Here is a 14,061-nt window from a genome sequence, read left to right on the forward strand (position 1 = left end):
GCTGCCGCCTGAGACGCTAGAAGCTCTCCCGATTCGGCCAGCGCCACTCGGAAGCCACTACCCAGCCTGTCTCCCCGACCGGCTCAGGCCGCCGGCCGGAGCCGCTCAAAAAAGCCGGTTGAGACCGTCGAACGCGGCAACCCGATAGGCCTCGGCCATGGTCGGGTAGTTGAAGGTGGTGTTGATGAAGTACTTGATGCTGTTGGCTTCGCCCTTCTGATTCATGATCGCCTGGCCGATATGCACGATCTCCGAGGCTTGATAGCCGAAGCAGTGCACCCCCAGCACTTCCAGGGTTTCACGGTGGAAGAGAATCTTCAGCATGCCCACCGGTTCGACCGAGATCTGCGCACGGGCCATGCCCTTGAAGAAGGCCTTGCCCACTTCGTAAGGCACCTTGGCCTGAGTCAGTTCACGCTCGGTCTTGCCGATCGAGCTGATCTCCGGAATGGTGTAGATACCGGTCGGCACATCGTCGACGAAACGCCAGCTGCCGTTGTCGACGATGCTGCCGGCGGCCGAACGGCCCTGGTCGGATGCGGCGCTGGCCAGGCTCGGCCAGCCGATCACGTCACCGGCGGCGTAGATGTTGCTCACCTCGGTACGGTAGTGCTCGTCCACCTGGATCTGGCCACGGCTGTTGACCGAAATGCCGATGTTCTCCAGGCCCAGCTGATCGGTATTGCCGGTACGGCCGTTGCACCACAGCAGCGCGTCGGCCTTGATCTTCTTGCCCGACTTCAGGTGCAGGATCACCCCGTTCTCCACCCCCTCGATGCGCTCGTACTCTTCGTTGTGGCGAATCAGCACGTTGTTGTTGCGCAGGTGATAGGAGAGCGCGTCGGAGATTTCCGAGTCGAGGAAGCTGAGCAGCTGGTCGCGGTTGTCGATCAGGTCTACCAGCACGCCCAGACCACTGAAGATCGAGGCGTATTCGCAGCCGATCACCCCGGCGCCGTAGATGATCAGGCGGCGCGGCGTGTGGCCCAGGCTGAGAATGGTGTCGCTGTCGTAGATACGCGGGTGGCGGAAATCGACATCGGCCGGACGATAGGGACGCGAGCCGGTGGCGACGACGACCTGCTTGGCCACCAGCTTCTCCACCACGCCGTTGAGGCAGACCACTTCCACGGTCTGCTCGTCAGCGAAGCTGGCGGTACCGAAGTAGGTGTCGATACGGTTGCGCGCGTAGTAGCCGGTGCGCGAGGTGACCTGCTTGGCGATCACCTTCTCGGCGCTTTTCAGCACATCGGGGAAGGAGAACCAGCGCGGCTCGCCAATCTGGCGGAACATCGGATTGGTGTTGAACTGCATGATCTGCCGCACCGAGTGGCGCAGCGCCTTGGACGGAATGGTACCCAGGTGGGTGCAGTTGCCGCCGACCAGCGGCCGGTTGTCCACCACCGCCACCTTGCGCCCGGCCTTGGCCGCGTTCATCGCCGCGCCCTCGCCCGCCGGGCCGGAGCCCAACACCACCACATCGTAGTTGTAGACCGCCATGTTTACTCCTTCGCATCAGGCCGGGGCACTTGTGCCGCACCCTCGGCGGGGCCGGCACCGCGCGGGCGGGGCCGGCAATCAGTCATACGTGCTTCAGCGCTTGCTTGCGTCGTAGGCCAGGTCGGTGCGCGGCGCATCGGCCTTGTCGCGATTGACCTCTTCGCACTTCTCGCGGCTACCGCCGCAGATCGAGCATTCCTTCTCGATACCCAGGTTGGCGATGCCGCCACAGGAACCTGCGATCGGCTTGCGGCCCATGATCACGCCGACGGCCATCATGCCGACGACCAGTACCATGGCCAGAAAAACTACCAGGAACGTCATTGCTCATCTCCTGCAGCGAATAGCTGCTCGAATGCGGTCGTGCCCTGTGTGACGAAACCCTCGCCCTCACGCGTCACGAAAAACGCCGCGATACCATTGCGCTCGGCGAAGGCCATGCCGGCTTCCGGCCCGAGCACCATCAATAGGGTAGACAAGCCATCGGCACGTAAGGTCGATGGATCGGCCACGGTCACCGCCGCCAGCTTGTGGTTGACCGGCGTGCCGCTCAGCGGGTCGAGCGTATGCGAATAGCGCTGGCCGTTTTCCTCGAAATAGTTGCGGTAATCCCCCGAGGTGGAGATGCCGTAGCCATCGAGTTGCAGGATGCGCTGGGCGACTCGCTGATCGTCGCGCGGCGCTTCCAGGCCGATGCGCCAGTGGCTGCCGTCGGGCTTGAAGCCAGCCGCCTTGAGCTCGCCCGTGGCCTCCACCAGATAACTGGTGACACCCAGCTCACCCAGACGCGCCACGATCAGGTCGACGGCATAGCCGGCGGCGATGCTGTTGAAGTCGACCTGAACGTCGACATCCTTGCACAGCTGCTCGCCCTCGATACGCAGATGCTGCTGACCGACCCGCTGACGCACTTCAGCCAGGCGCTCGGCATCCGGCACCGCCTCGCCCTGCCCCTTGGGCCCGAAGCCCCAGAGGTCGAGCAACGGCTCCAGTGTCAGGTCGAAGTGACCCTGGCTCTCTTCGTGCAGGCGATTGCCGGCACGCACGAGATCCAGCACGCCCCTGGGCATGGCCTGGCAGGTACCCGCTGGCGCACGGTTGAACTGCTCGATCAGCGAGTCGTCGCGATAGGTGGACATCTGCAGATCGATCTCGGCGAGGATCGCCTCGGTCGCGGCCTTGAGTTCGGCTTGCGGCGCGACGCCTTCACTGCGGACGTATTTGATCGAATAGGTGCTGCCCATGGTCGGGCCGCCGAACTCTTCGATCCGCTCAGAATGCAAGCAGCCCGTTAGGGCTGCCGCCAGGGCGACAGCGATAACGGGCTGGAGTACAGCAGACCTCATGCGTTAGCCGCCGAAGTCGTCGAGGAGGATGTTCTCCGGCTCGACGCCCAGGTCGGTGAGCATCTTGATCACGGCGGCGTTCATCATGGGTGGGCCGCACATGTAGAACTCGCAATCTTCCGGAGCCGGGTGGTCCTTCAGGTAGTTCTCGTACAGCACGTTGTGGATGAAGCCCTTGAGACCGGTCCAGTTGTCTTCCGGCTGCGGATCGGACAGCGCCAGGTGCCATTCGAAGTTCGGGTTTTCCGCGGCCAGCTGATCGTACTCTTCGTTGTAGAACGACTCGCGCATGGAGCGCGCGCCGTACCAGAAGCTGATCTTGCGCTTGGACTTCAGACGCTTGAGCTGATCGAAGATGTGCGAACGCATCGGCGCCATGCCGGCACCACCACCGATGAAGACCATCTCGGCGTCGGTGTCCTTGGCGAAGAACTCACCGAAGGGTCCGTACACGGTGATCTTGTCGCCCGGCTTCAGGCTGAACACGTAGGACGACATCTTGCCCGGCGGCAGATCGTCCTTGCCGGGGGGCGGCGAGGCGATACGGATGTTGAACTTCACCAGACCGCGCTCTTCCGGGTAGTTGGCCATGGAATAGGCACGAATCACGGTCTCGTCGACCTTGGACACGTACTTCCACTGGTTGAACTTGTCCCAGTCGCCGCGATACTCCTCCTGGATGTCGAAGTCCTTGTAGTACACGGTGTGCGGCGGGCACTCCAGCTGTACGTAACCACCGGCGCGGAAGTCGACGTTCTCGCCTTCCGGCAGCTTCAGCGTCAGCTCCTTGATGAAGGTGGCGACGTTGGGGTTGGACTGGACGGTGCACTCCCACTTCTTGACGCCGAAGACCTCTTCCGGGACTTCGATCTTCATGTCCTGCTTGACCGGGGTCTGGCAGGACAGGCGCCAGCCTTCGCGGGCCTCGCGCTTGGTGAAGTGCGACTCTTCGGTGGACAGCATCTCGCCGCCGCCGCTTTCGACGATGCACTTGCACTGGGCGCAGGTACCGCCGCCGCCGCAGGCGGAGGACAGGAAGATGTTGTTGTCGGCCAGGGTCTGCAGCAGCTTGCCGCCAGCCGGTACCACGATGGTTTTTTCGCCGTTGATCTCGATGCTCACGTCACCGCTGGACACCAGCTTGGCGCGCGCCGCGAGGATGATCAGCACCAGCGCCAGAACGATGGCGGTGAACATGCCGATGGCGAGGAAGATTTCGTAATTCATCTGTTCATCCTTTCCTTACAGCTGCACGCCGGAGAAGGACATGAAGCCCAGCGACATCAGACCGATGGTGATGAAGGTGATGCCCAGACCCTGCAGGCCAGCCGGTACGTCGCTGTACTTGAGCTTCTCGCGAATACCCGCCAGCGCGGCGATGGCCAGTGCCCAGGACACACCCGCGCCGATACCGTAAACGGTGCTTTCGGCCAGGTTGTAATCACGCTCGACCATGAACAGCGAGCCACCCATGATGGCGCAGTTCACGGTGATCAGCGGCAGGAACACGCCGAGGGCGTTGTACAGCGCAGGCACGTACTTATCCAGGGTCATCTCGAGGATCTGCACCAGTGCCGCGATCACGCCGATGAAGGTCAGCAGGCCGAGGAACGACAGGTCCACTTCAGGCAGGCCGGCCCAGGCCAGCGCGCCATCCTTGAGGATGTTGGCGTAGATCAGGTTGTTCACCGGCATGGTGATACCCAGCACCACGACCACGGCGATACCGAGGCCGATGGCGGTTTCCACCTTCTTGGAGATGGCGATGAAGGTACACATGCCGAGGAAGAACGCCAGCGCCATGTTCTCGACGAACACCGCACGGACGAACAGGCTGATGTAATGTTCCATTAATAGGCCTCCTTGCTGGATACCTGAGGCGCCATCTTGTAGGCGTTCTTCTCGATCTGGTCTTTCTTCCAGCTACGGATGCCCCAGATGAACAGACCGATCAGGAAGAAGGCCGAAGGCGGCAGCAGCAGCATGCCGTTGGGCTGGTACCAGCCACCGTCGTTGACCACCGAGAAAATCTCGTAGCCCATCAGCTTGCCCGCGCCGAACAGCTCGCGGATCACGCCCAGAGCCACCAGCATGGCGCTATAGCCCAGACCGTTACCGATACCGTCGAAGAACGACAGCACCGGCGGGTTCTGCATGGCGAACGCCTCGGCACGGCCCATCACGATGCAGTTGGTGATGATCAGACCGACGAACACCGACAGCTGCTTGGACAGACTGAAGGCATAGGCCTTGAGCACCTGGTCCACCACGATCACCAGGGACGCGATGATCACCATCTGCACGATCATGCGGATCGAGCCGGGGATCTGGCTGCGGATCATGGAGATGAACAGGTTGGAGAAACCGCACACCAGGGTCAGCGCGGCGGACATCACCAGCGCGGTCTGCAGGTTCGAGGTTACCGCCAGGGCCGAGCAGATCCCGAGGATCTGCAGGCCGATGGGGTTGTTGTTGAAGACCGGGTTGAGCAGGACTTCTTTGATAGTCGGTTGCGACATGATCAGGCCTCCCCTGCACGCAGGTTAGCGATAAACGGACCGAAGCCGTTCTGGCCGAGCCAGAACTTCAGCAGGTTGTCCACACCGACGCTGGTCAGAGTGGCACCAGCCAGGCCATCGACCTGGTGAGTGGCTTGCGGGCTCTGCGGATCGACACCGCCCTTGACGATCTGTACGGCCAGCTTGCCGTTATCGTCGAACAGGGTCTTGCCCGGCCATTGGCCTTTCCACTTCGGGTTATCCACTTCGCCGCCGAGACCCGGGGTCTCGCCGTGCTGATAGAAGCCCATGCCGACCACGGTGTTGAGGTCGCCCTTGACCGCGATGAAGCCGTGCAGGGTCGACCACAGGCCGTAACCGCGCACCGGCAGGATCAGCGTTTCGACCTCGCCATCCTTCTCCACCATATAAACGGTGGTGTAGCGCTCCTGGCGCTTGATCCCGGCGATGTCCTCGCTGCCCTTGAGCGCGCTGGAGGTCTTCGGATCCTTCGACGCCTTGAGCGGATCGAAGGTGATCGGATCATGCGCATCGGAGAACTTGCCGCTCTCCAGATCCACCAGCTTGGCGGTGATGGTGCTGTTGAACAGTTCCTTGACCCGGTTGCCCGACATGCCCGCCTCACCCAGGCCAGCGATGGCCAGAATGCTGCGCTGCTTGTCCAGCAGGCGGTTCTCCACCTGGGTCGGCTTCAGTGCGATGGCAGCGCCGGCGACGAACACCGAGCACACCAGACACACCAGCAGGGCCACCGTCAGCGTACGGACGGTGGATTCTTTTTGACTAGACATTGCGTGCCAGCCTCCGCTTGATATTGGCCTGAACGACGAAGTGGTCGATCAGCGGTGCAAACAGGTTGGCGAACAGGATCGCCAGCATCATGCCCTCGGGGAAGGCCGGGTTGACCACACGGATCAGCACCACCATCACGCCGATCAGGGCGCCGAAAATCCACTTGCCGGTGTTGGTCATGGACGCCGATACCGGGTCGGTGGCCATGAAGAACATGCCGAAGGCGAAGCCGCCCACCACCAGATGCCAGTACCAGGGCATGGCGAACATCGGATTGGTGTTGGAGCCGATCAGATTGAGCAGCAGCGACAGGCCGATCATGCCCAGCATCACGCCGGCGACGATGCGCCAGGAAGCGATCTTGGTGATCAAGAGCACCAGGCCGCCGATGGCGATGGCCAGGGTGCTGGTTTCGCCGAGCGAGCCGTGAATGGTGCCGATGAAGGCGTCCATCCAGGTGATGCCGTTGTTGATCACGTTCTCGATGCCGCCGGAAGCCGCCAGGCTCAGCGAAGTGGCGCCAGCGAAGCCGTCCACCGCCGTCCAGACCGCATCACCCGACATCTGCGCCGGGTAGGCGAAGAACAGGAAGGCACGGCCGGTCAGTGCCGGGTTGAGGAAGTTCTTGCCGGTACCACCGAACACTTCCTTGCCGATCACCACGCCGAAGCTGATACCCAGCGCCACCTGCCACAGCGGAATGCTCGGCGGCAGGATCAGGGCGAACAGCACGGAGGTGACGAAGAAGCCTTCGTTGACCTCATGCTTGCGGATCGAGGCGAACAGCACTTCCCAGAAGCCGCCGACGATGAAGGTCACCGCGTAGACAGGCAGGAAGTAGGCAGCCCCCTGGATGAAGTTGTCCCACAGGCTGTTCGGGTCGAAACCGGCCAGCGAGCCGATCAGCGCGAAACGCCAGCCTTCCTGGCTCGCCAGCAGCTCGGGGCTCTGGGCGAAGATCAGGTTGGCCTGGTAGCCGGTGTTCCACATGCCGAAGAACATGGCCGGGAAGGTGCACAGCCACACGGTGATCATCATGCGCTTGAGGTCGATGCCATCACGCACGTGAGCGGTGGTCTTGGTCACGCTGCCAGGACGATAGAAGAAGGTGTCGATGGCTTCGTAGAGGGCGTACCACTTCTCGTACTTGCCGCCCTTTTCGAAGTTGTGCTCGATCTTGTCGAGGAATGCACGAATGCCCACGGATTAACCCTCCTTCTCGATGCGGGTGAGGTTGTCCCGCAGGATCGGGCCGTATTCATATTTGCCGGCACACACGTAGGTGCACAGCGCCAGGTCTTCTTCGTCGAGTTCCAGGCAACCCAGCTTCTGGGCCATCTCGGTGTCACCGACGATCAGGTAGCGCAAGAGTTGAGTCGGCAGGATGTCCAGTGGCATCACTGCTTCGTAGTTGCCCACCGGCACCATGGCGCGCGGGCTGCCGTTGGTGGTGGTGGTGAAGTTGAACAGCTTGGAGCCGGCCAGCTTGGAGACGAAGATGTTCAGTACCGAGTGCTTGTTAACGCCGGCACGCAGGTAATGCATCATCTCGCGCTCGTTACCCTCGCTCAGGCAGGACACCTGGTTGTGGTAGCGACCGAGGAAGGCGAAGGCGCCCTGAGCGGTACGACCGCCGAACACCGAACCGGAAACCACGCGGTTGAAGCCAGGCTTGAGCTCACCGGCGGTGAGTTCTTCCAGGCTGGCGCCCAGACGGGTACGCAGCAGACGCGGCTGCTCCACGACCGGACCACCCAGCGCAACCACGCGTTCGACGAACAGCTGGCCCGTGGTGAACAGCTTGCCCACGGCGATCACGTCCTGATAGCCGATCTGCCATACGCTCTTGCTGACGCTGACCGGATCGAGGAAGTGAATATGGGTGCCCGGCAGACCTGCCGGGTGCGGGCCGGCAAAGGCTTCGCTGTGCACCTTGGCGACATTCTCGCCCGGCAGGCTGACACCTTCGGCCTTGCACAGGAAGACCTTGGCCAGGTTGCCCAACACCTTCAAACCATTTTCGAAGTCAGCGGCATGTTCACCGATGATCACCGCCGGATCGGCGGCGAGCGGGTGAGTATCGATGGCAGTGACGAAGATCGAACTCGGTACGGCGTCGAGCGCCGGCACCTTGCTGAACGGACGGGTGCGCAGCGCGGTCCAAAGGCCGGACTGCTGCAGGTTCTCGCGAACCTGAGCATCGCTCAGCGAGTCGAGCTGGTCGGCAGCGTACTGGCTGAAGGTTTCCTGCTCGTCGCCTTCGATGTCGATGACCACGGATTGCAGGACGCGCTTCTCACCACGATGAATGGCGCTGATCACGCCAGCAGCGGGGGCGGTGTAGCGCACGCCGGGTGTCTTCTTGTCGGTGAACAGCAATTGACCGAGCTTGACCCGGTCACCGACCTGCACTTCCATCGTCGGCTTCATCCCGTGATAGTCGAAGCCGATGACGGCGACACTGCGCACGGGCCTGGCGGCCTCGATACGCTGTGCCGGCGCACCCGTTATGGGCAAATCGAGCCCATGCTTTAGTTTGATCATAGGTTTGCCTAACCACTGATTTAGAAAGCTTTTTATAGGACAGGAAGGGCAACCGAAGGTCTAATAGACCCAACCACGCCGATGCAGTATGGGCGTGGATCAAGGCGCCAAACCTGGGTAAAAAATCCGCTTGATTATAAAGATGCCCCCCAGGGCTGACCACCCAAGCGCTTGCTTTTTTTGGCTTTTCGGTAACAGGGCGCAACAGATTGCGTCTTGATCGGCATCAACAATCCCCTCCCCTCGCCCCGCACCCCGAAAACTTCCCGGCACAACGAAAAACGGGAGCCGAAGCTCCCGTTTTTCGTTTGCGCTACTTAGCGCGGGAAGGCAGGCGGGTTCACCCCGGCCATGTCTTCCATCACACGCACCACCTGGCAGCTGTAGCCGAACTCGTTGTCGTACCAGACATAGAGAACGACGCGATTGTCGTTGGCGATGGTGGCTTCGGCATCGACCACACCGGCGTGACGCGAACCGACGAAGTCGGTGGACACCACTTCCTGCGAGCTGACGAAATCGATCTGCTTCTGCAGATCCGAGTGCATGGCCATCTGGCGCAGGTACTCGTTGATCTCTTCGCGAGTGGTGGCCTTCTCCAGGTTCAGGTTGAGAATGGCCATGGACACGTTCGGCGTCGGCACACGAATGGCGTTGCCGGTCAGCTTGCCCTTGAGCACCGGCAGCGCCTTGGCCGCAGCGGTAGCCGCGCCGGTTTCGGTGATGACCATGTTCAGCGCGGCACTGCGACCACGACGACTGCCCTTGTGGAAGTTGTCGATCAGGTTCTGGTCGTTGGTGTAGGAGTGAACGGTCTCGACATGACCGTTGACGATGCCGTACTTGTCGTTGACCGCCTTGAGCACCGGCACGATGGCATTGGTGGTGCAGGAAGCCGCGGAGATGATCTTGTCCTCAGCGGTGATTTCGCTGTGGTTGATGCCGTGCACGATGTTCTTCAGCGCGCCCTTGCCAGGCGCAGTGAGCACCACGCGATCGACGCCCGGGCAGGCCAGGTGCTGACCCAGACCCTCGGCATCACGCCATACGCCGGTGTTGTCCACCAGCAGCGCGTTCTTGATGCCGTACTGGGTGTAGTCGACTTCCTTCGGATCCTTGGCGTAGATCACCTGGATCAGGTTGCCGTTGGCCGTCAGGGTGTTGTTCTCTTCATCGATGGTGATGGTGCCGTTGAACTTGCCGTGCACCGAGTCACGACGCAGCAGGCTGGCACGCTTGACCAGATCGTTGCTGGCACCCTTGCGCACGACGATGGCACGCAGACGCAGGCCGTCGCCGCCACCGGTCTTCTCGATCAGGATGCGCGCCAGCAGACGGCCGATACGACCGAAACCGTAGAGCACCACGTCGGTGCCTTCGCGAGCAGCGCCGTTCTGCTTGCCAACCACCTCGGCCAGCTCGTCCTTGACGAACTGCTCGACGGCACGGCCAGCGCCTTCGGCCTTGAACTTGGCAACCAGCTTGCCCAGGTCGACGGAAGCGGCGCCCAGCTTGAGCTCGCTCATCGCCTTGAGCATGGGGAAGGTGTCGTGGACCGACAGTTCGGCCTCATCGGCCAGGCGATGGCGAGCGAAACGGTGAGCCTTGAGGATGTCGATGACCGAACGGTTGATCAGGCCACGGCCGTAGATCGAGGTCACCACATTGTTGTTGCGATAGAGCTGACCAATCAGCGGAATCATCGCTTCCGCGAGGGCTTCACGATCGATCCATTCACCGAGACACTGGTCGGGCTTCTGAGTCACGGGCAGTACCTTCCACATGTAGGGGCTGAAAAAAGGGGCTACATTATGACGGCGCGCGCGGGCATGAGCAATGCGCGCCTGTCGCGACTGACATTGACCACCAAGCCCCGCTACAATTCCCGGCCTTTTGTCACGACCGTGAGCCGCCCGTGTCCGTACTGCGTCTTCCGTCTCTACCGGCCAGCGCCGGCAAACAGCAATGGGGCAATCTGCCTGGTGCCGCCATGTCCCTAGCCATCGCCGAAGCGGCCAGCAATGCCGGACGCTTCACTCTGGTGCTCACCGAAGGCAGCCAGAGCGCCGAGCGCCTGCAGGAAGAGCTGGCATTCTTCGCGCCGGACCTGCCCGTGCTGCACTTTCCGGACTGGGAAACGCTGCCCTATGACGTCTTTTCGCCGCACCAGGACATCATTTCCCAGCGTATCGCCACGCTCTACCGACTGCCGCAGCTGAGCCGCGGCATCCTCGTAGTGCCGATCGCCACCGCCCTACACCGCCTGGCGCCCAAGCGCTTTCTGCTCGGCAGCAGTCTGGTGCTGGACGTGGGCCAGAAGCTCGACGTCGAGCAGATGCGTACGCGCCTGGAGGCCGCCGGCTACCGCTGCGTCGACACCGTGTACGAGCACGGCGAGTTCGCCGTGCGCGGCGCGCTGATCGACCTGTTCCCCATGGGCAGCGAGGTGCCCTACCGCATCGACCTGTTCGACGACGAAATCGAAACCCTGCGCACCTTCGACCCGGAAAACCAGCGCTCGGTGGACAAGGTGGAGTCGATCCGCCTGCTGCCGGCGCGCGAATTCCCGCTGGAGAAGAAGGCCGTCAGCGATTTCCGCGGGCGCTTTCGCGAGCGTTTCGACGTGGATTTCCGCCGCTGTCCGATCTATCAGGACCTGTCCAGCGGCATCACCCCGGCCGGTATCGAGTACTACCTGCCGCTGTTCTTCGAGGAAACCGGCACCCTGTTCGACTACCTGCCGGGCGACACCCAGGTGTTCTCCCTGCCCGGCATCGAGAAGGCCGCCGAGCACTTCTGGACCGACGCACGCAACCGCTACGAGGACCGCCGCGTCGACCCCGAGCGCCCACTGCTGCCGCCGGCCGATATCTTCCTGCCGGTGGAAGACTGCTTCGCCCGCCTGAAGAACTGGCCGCGCGTGGTGGTCAATCAGGACGACATCGAACCCGGCGTCGGCCAGACCCGCTTCGAGGCACGCGCCCTGCCCGACCTGGCGATCCAGGCCAAGGCCGGCGAGCCGCTGGCGGCGCTGCGCCGCTTCATCGAGGAATATCAAGGCCGCGTGCTGTTCTGCGCCGAGTCGGCCGGGCGCCGCGAGGTGCTGCTGGAGCTGCTTGCCCGTCTCAAGCTCAAGCCCAAGGAAGTCGATGGCTGGCCGGCGTTCGTCGAAAGCGGCGAACGCCTGAACATCTGCATCGCGCCGCTGGACGAGGGCCTGCTGCTCGATGATCTGGCGCTGATCGCCGAAAGCCCGCTGTTCGGCCAGCGCGTCATGCAGCGTCGTCGCCGCGAGAAGGGTCGCGACACTGGCGACAACGTGATCAAGAACCTCACCGAACTGCGCGAAGGCGCGCCGGTGGTGCACATCGATCACGGCGTCGGTCGCTACCTGGGCCTGGTGACCATGGAGTTCGACGGCCAGGCCGCCGAATTCCTTGCCCTGCAGTACGCCGACGAGGCCAAGCTCTACGTACCGGTGGCCAGCCTGCACCTGATCGCCCGCTACAGCGGCAGCGACGATGCCCTGGCGCCGCTGCACCGCCTGGGTTCGGAAACCTGGCAGAAAGCCAAGCGCAAGGCCGCCGAACAGGTGCGCGACGTAGCCGCCGAACTGCTCGACATCTACGCCCGCCGCGCCGCCCGCGAGGGTTTCGCCTTTCAGGACCCGGCCCTGGACTACGCCACCTTCAGCGCCGGCTTCCCCTTCGAGGAAACCCCGGATCAGCAGGCCGCCATCGACGCCGTGCGCGCCGACATGCTGGCCGGCAAGCCGATGGATCGCCTGGTCTGCGGCGACGTCGGCTTCGGCAAGACCGAGGTGGCCATGCGCGCCGCCTTCATCGCCGTGCACAGCGGCAAGCAGGTAGCCGTGCTGGTGCCCACCACCCTGCTCGCCCAGCAGCACTACAACAGCTTCCGCGACCGCTTCGCCGACTGGCCGGTGAAGGTCGAGGTGATGAGCCGCTTCAAGAGCGCCAAGGAAGTCGAAGGCGCTGTGCAGCAATTGGCCGAAGGCAAGGTGGACATCGTCATCGGCACCCACAAGCTGCTGCAGGACGACGTCAAGTTCCACAATCTCGGCCTGGTGATCATCGACGAGGAGCACCGTTTCGGCGTGCGCCAGAAGGAGCAGCTCAAGGCGCTGCGCAGCGAGGTCGACATCCTCACCCTCACCGCCACCCCGATTCCGCGCACCCTGAACATGGCCGTGGCCGGCATGCGCGACCTGTCGATCATCGCCACGCCACCGGCGCGGCGCCTGTCGGTACGCACCTTCGTCATGGAGGAGAACAAGCCGACCATCAAGGAAGCGCTGCTGCGCGAATTGCTGCGCGGCGGCCAGGTGTACTACCTGCACAACGATGTGAAGACCATCGACAAATGTGCCAGTGAGCTGGCCGAACTGGTGCCCGAGGCGCGCATCGGCGTCGGCCACGGTCAGATGCGCGAGCGCGAGCTGGAACAGGTGATGAGCGACTTCTACCACAAGCGCTTCAACGTGCTGGTGGCCTCGACCATCATCGAAACCGGCATCGACGTGCCCAGCGCCAACACCATCATCATCGAGCGGGCCGACAAGTTCGGCCTGGCCCAGCTGCACCAGCTGCGCGGCCGTGTCGGTCGCAGCCACCACCAGGCCTACGCCTACCTGCTCACGCCACCACGCAAGAGCATGACCGACGATGCGCAGAAGCGCCTGGAGGCCATCGCCGGCGCGCAGGACCTCGGCGCCGGCTTTATCCTCGCCACCCACGACCTGGAAATCCGCGGCGCCGGCGAGCTGCTCGGCGATGGTCAGAGCGGGCAGATCCAGGCCGTCGGCTTCACCCTCTACATGGAAATGCTGGAAAGGGCCGTGAAGGCCATCCAGAAAGGCGAGCAGCCCAACCTCGACCAGCCGCTGGGCGGCGGCCCGGAGATCAACCTGCGCGTGCCGGCGCTGATCCCCGAGGACTACCTGCCTGATGTGCATGCGCGTCTGATCCTCTACAAGCGCATCGCCTCGGCCACCGACGAGGACGGCCTGAAAGAGCTGCAGGTGGAGATGATCGACCGCTTCGGCCTGCTACCGGAGCCGACCAAGCACCTGATGCGCCTGACCCTGCTCAAGCTGCAGGCCGACAAGCTGGGCATCACCAAGGTCGACGCCGGCCCGCAGGGCGGCCGTATCGAGTTCGCCGCGGAAACCTGCGTCGACCCGCTGACCCTGATCAGGCTGATCCAGGCCCAACCGAAACGCTACAAGTTCGAAGGCGCCACCGTCTTCAAGATCCAGGTGCCGATGGAGCGCGCGGAAGAACGCTTCAACACCCTGGAAGCCCTGTTCGAGCGCCTCGCGCCCACCACCTGAAGGACTC

The 14,061-nt window shown here is 62.9% G+C and carries 11 protein-coding genes; 1 reads left to right on the forward strand and 10 read right to left on the reverse strand.

Annotation, left to right across the window (positions count from 1 at the left end; all coding sequences use genetic code 11):
- Positions 1 to 105: 105 nt before the first annotated feature.
- From sthA to L1F06_RS16440, 10 genes are all read right to left on the reverse strand, one after another.
- Positions 106 to 1,500 carry a Si-specific NAD(P)(+) transhydrogenase gene (sthA, locus tag L1F06_RS16395; protein WP_003245225.1) on the reverse strand — a complete coding sequence of 465 codons (1,395 nt, stop codon included), beginning with the start codon at positions 1,498 to 1,500 and terminating at the stop codon, positions 106 to 108.
- A 93-nt stretch (positions 1,501 to 1,593) separates the two neighbouring features.
- Entirely contained in the window at positions 1,594 to 1,824 is a 231-nt protein-coding gene (nqrM, locus tag L1F06_RS16400; protein WP_003245227.1) for a (Na+)-NQR maturation NqrM, read from the reverse strand.
- Positions 1,821 to 2,744: an FAD:protein FMN transferase gene (locus tag L1F06_RS16405; protein ID WP_003245229.1), complete on the reverse strand. Its 924-nt coding sequence runs from the start codon at positions 2,742 to 2,744 to the stop codon at positions 1,821 to 1,823. Before L1F06_RS16405 ends, nqrM begins: the two co-directional genes overlap by 4 nt.
- Positions 2,745 to 2,849: 105 nt before the next feature.
- Positions 2,850 to 4,073 (reverse strand): NADH:ubiquinone reductase (Na(+)-transporting) subunit F, encoded by a 1,224-nt coding sequence (gene nqrF, locus L1F06_RS16410; RefSeq protein WP_003245231.1) that lies wholly within the window; start codon positions 4,071 to 4,073, stop codon positions 2,850 to 2,852.
- Positions 4,074 to 4,088: 15 nt separating this feature from the next.
- Positions 4,089 to 4,697 carry an NADH:ubiquinone reductase (Na(+)-transporting) subunit E gene (gene nqrE / locus L1F06_RS16415; protein ID WP_003245232.1) on the reverse strand — a complete coding sequence of 203 codons (609 nt, stop codon included), beginning with the start codon at positions 4,695 to 4,697 and terminating at the stop codon, positions 4,089 to 4,091.
- On the reverse strand, positions 4,697 to 5,371 hold the full coding sequence (locus L1F06_RS16420; protein ID WP_177491021.1) for an NADH:ubiquinone reductase (Na(+)-transporting) subunit D: 675 nt from the start codon (positions 5,369 to 5,371) through the stop codon (positions 4,697 to 4,699). The genes nqrE and L1F06_RS16420 overlap by 1 nt, the downstream gene beginning before the upstream one ends.
- A complete protein-coding gene (locus tag L1F06_RS16425) occupies positions 5,368 to 6,156 on the reverse strand; it encodes a Na(+)-translocating NADH-quinone reductase subunit C (RefSeq protein ID WP_003245237.1) in 789 nt (262 codons plus the stop codon). The genes L1F06_RS16420 and L1F06_RS16425 overlap by 4 nt, the downstream gene beginning before the upstream one ends.
- A complete protein-coding gene (locus L1F06_RS16430) occupies positions 6,149 to 7,360 on the reverse strand; it encodes an NADH:ubiquinone reductase (Na(+)-transporting) subunit B (protein ID WP_003245239.1) in 1,212 nt (403 codons plus the stop codon). The genes L1F06_RS16425 and L1F06_RS16430 overlap by 8 nt, the downstream gene beginning before the upstream one ends.
- A gap of 3 nt (positions 7,361 to 7,363) precedes the next feature.
- Positions 7,364 to 8,701, reverse strand: coding sequence for a Na(+)-translocating NADH-quinone reductase subunit A (locus L1F06_RS16435; protein WP_003245241.1), 1,338 nt, complete (start codon positions 8,699 to 8,701; stop codon positions 7,364 to 7,366).
- Between the two features lie 317 nt (positions 8,702 to 9,018).
- On the reverse strand, positions 9,019 to 10,485 hold the full coding sequence (locus L1F06_RS16440; protein ID WP_012018133.1) for a glyceraldehyde-3-phosphate dehydrogenase: 1,467 nt from the start codon (positions 10,483 to 10,485) through the stop codon (positions 9,019 to 9,021).
- 131 nt (positions 10,486 to 10,616) lie between these two features.
- Here L1F06_RS16440 and mfd point away from each other — a divergent pair, with 131 nt between their 5' ends.
- Complete coding sequence (gene mfd / locus L1F06_RS16445; protein ID WP_129481449.1) at positions 10,617 to 14,054, forward strand: transcription-repair coupling factor; 3,438 nt, start codon at positions 10,617 to 10,619, stop codon at positions 14,052 to 14,054.
- The last annotated feature ends 7 nt before the right edge of the window (positions 14,055 to 14,061 follow it).

It is taken from the genome of Pseudomonas hydrolytica (assembly GCF_021495345.1).
Classification (GTDB): Bacteria; Pseudomonadota; Gammaproteobacteria; order Pseudomonadales; family Pseudomonadaceae; genus Aquipseudomonas; species Aquipseudomonas hydrolytica.

Bases quoted from the DNA above. Each gene is read 5' to 3' on its own strand.
- nqrF (WP_003245231.1), bottom strand. From the start codon at position 4,073: ATGAATTACGAAATCTTCCTCGCCATCGGCATGTTCACCGCCATCGTT.
- L1F06_RS16435 (WP_003245241.1), bottom strand. From the start codon at position 8,701: ATGATCAAACTAAAGCATGGGCTCGATTTGCCCATAACGGGTGCGCCG.
- L1F06_RS16425 (WP_003245237.1), bottom strand. From the start codon at position 6,156: ATGTCTAGTCAAAAAGAATCCACCGTCCGTACGCTGACGGTGGCCCTG.
- sthA (WP_003245225.1), bottom strand. From the start codon at position 1,500: ATGGCGGTCTACAACTACGATGTGGTGGTGTTGGGCTCCGGCCCGGCG.
- L1F06_RS16440 (WP_012018133.1), bottom strand. From the start codon at position 10,485: ATGTGGAAGGTACTGCCCGTGACTCAGAAGCCCGACCAGTGTCTCGGT.
- nqrM (WP_003245227.1), bottom strand. From the start codon at position 1,824: ATGACGTTCCTGGTAGTTTTTCTGGCCATGGTACTGGTCGTCGGCATG.
- L1F06_RS16405 (WP_003245229.1), bottom strand. From the start codon at position 2,744: ATGGGCAGCACCTATTCGATCAAATACGTCCGCAGTGAAGGCGTCGCG.
- nqrE (WP_003245232.1), bottom strand. From the start codon at position 4,697: ATGGAACATTACATCAGCCTGTTCGTCCGTGCGGTGTTCGTCGAGAAC.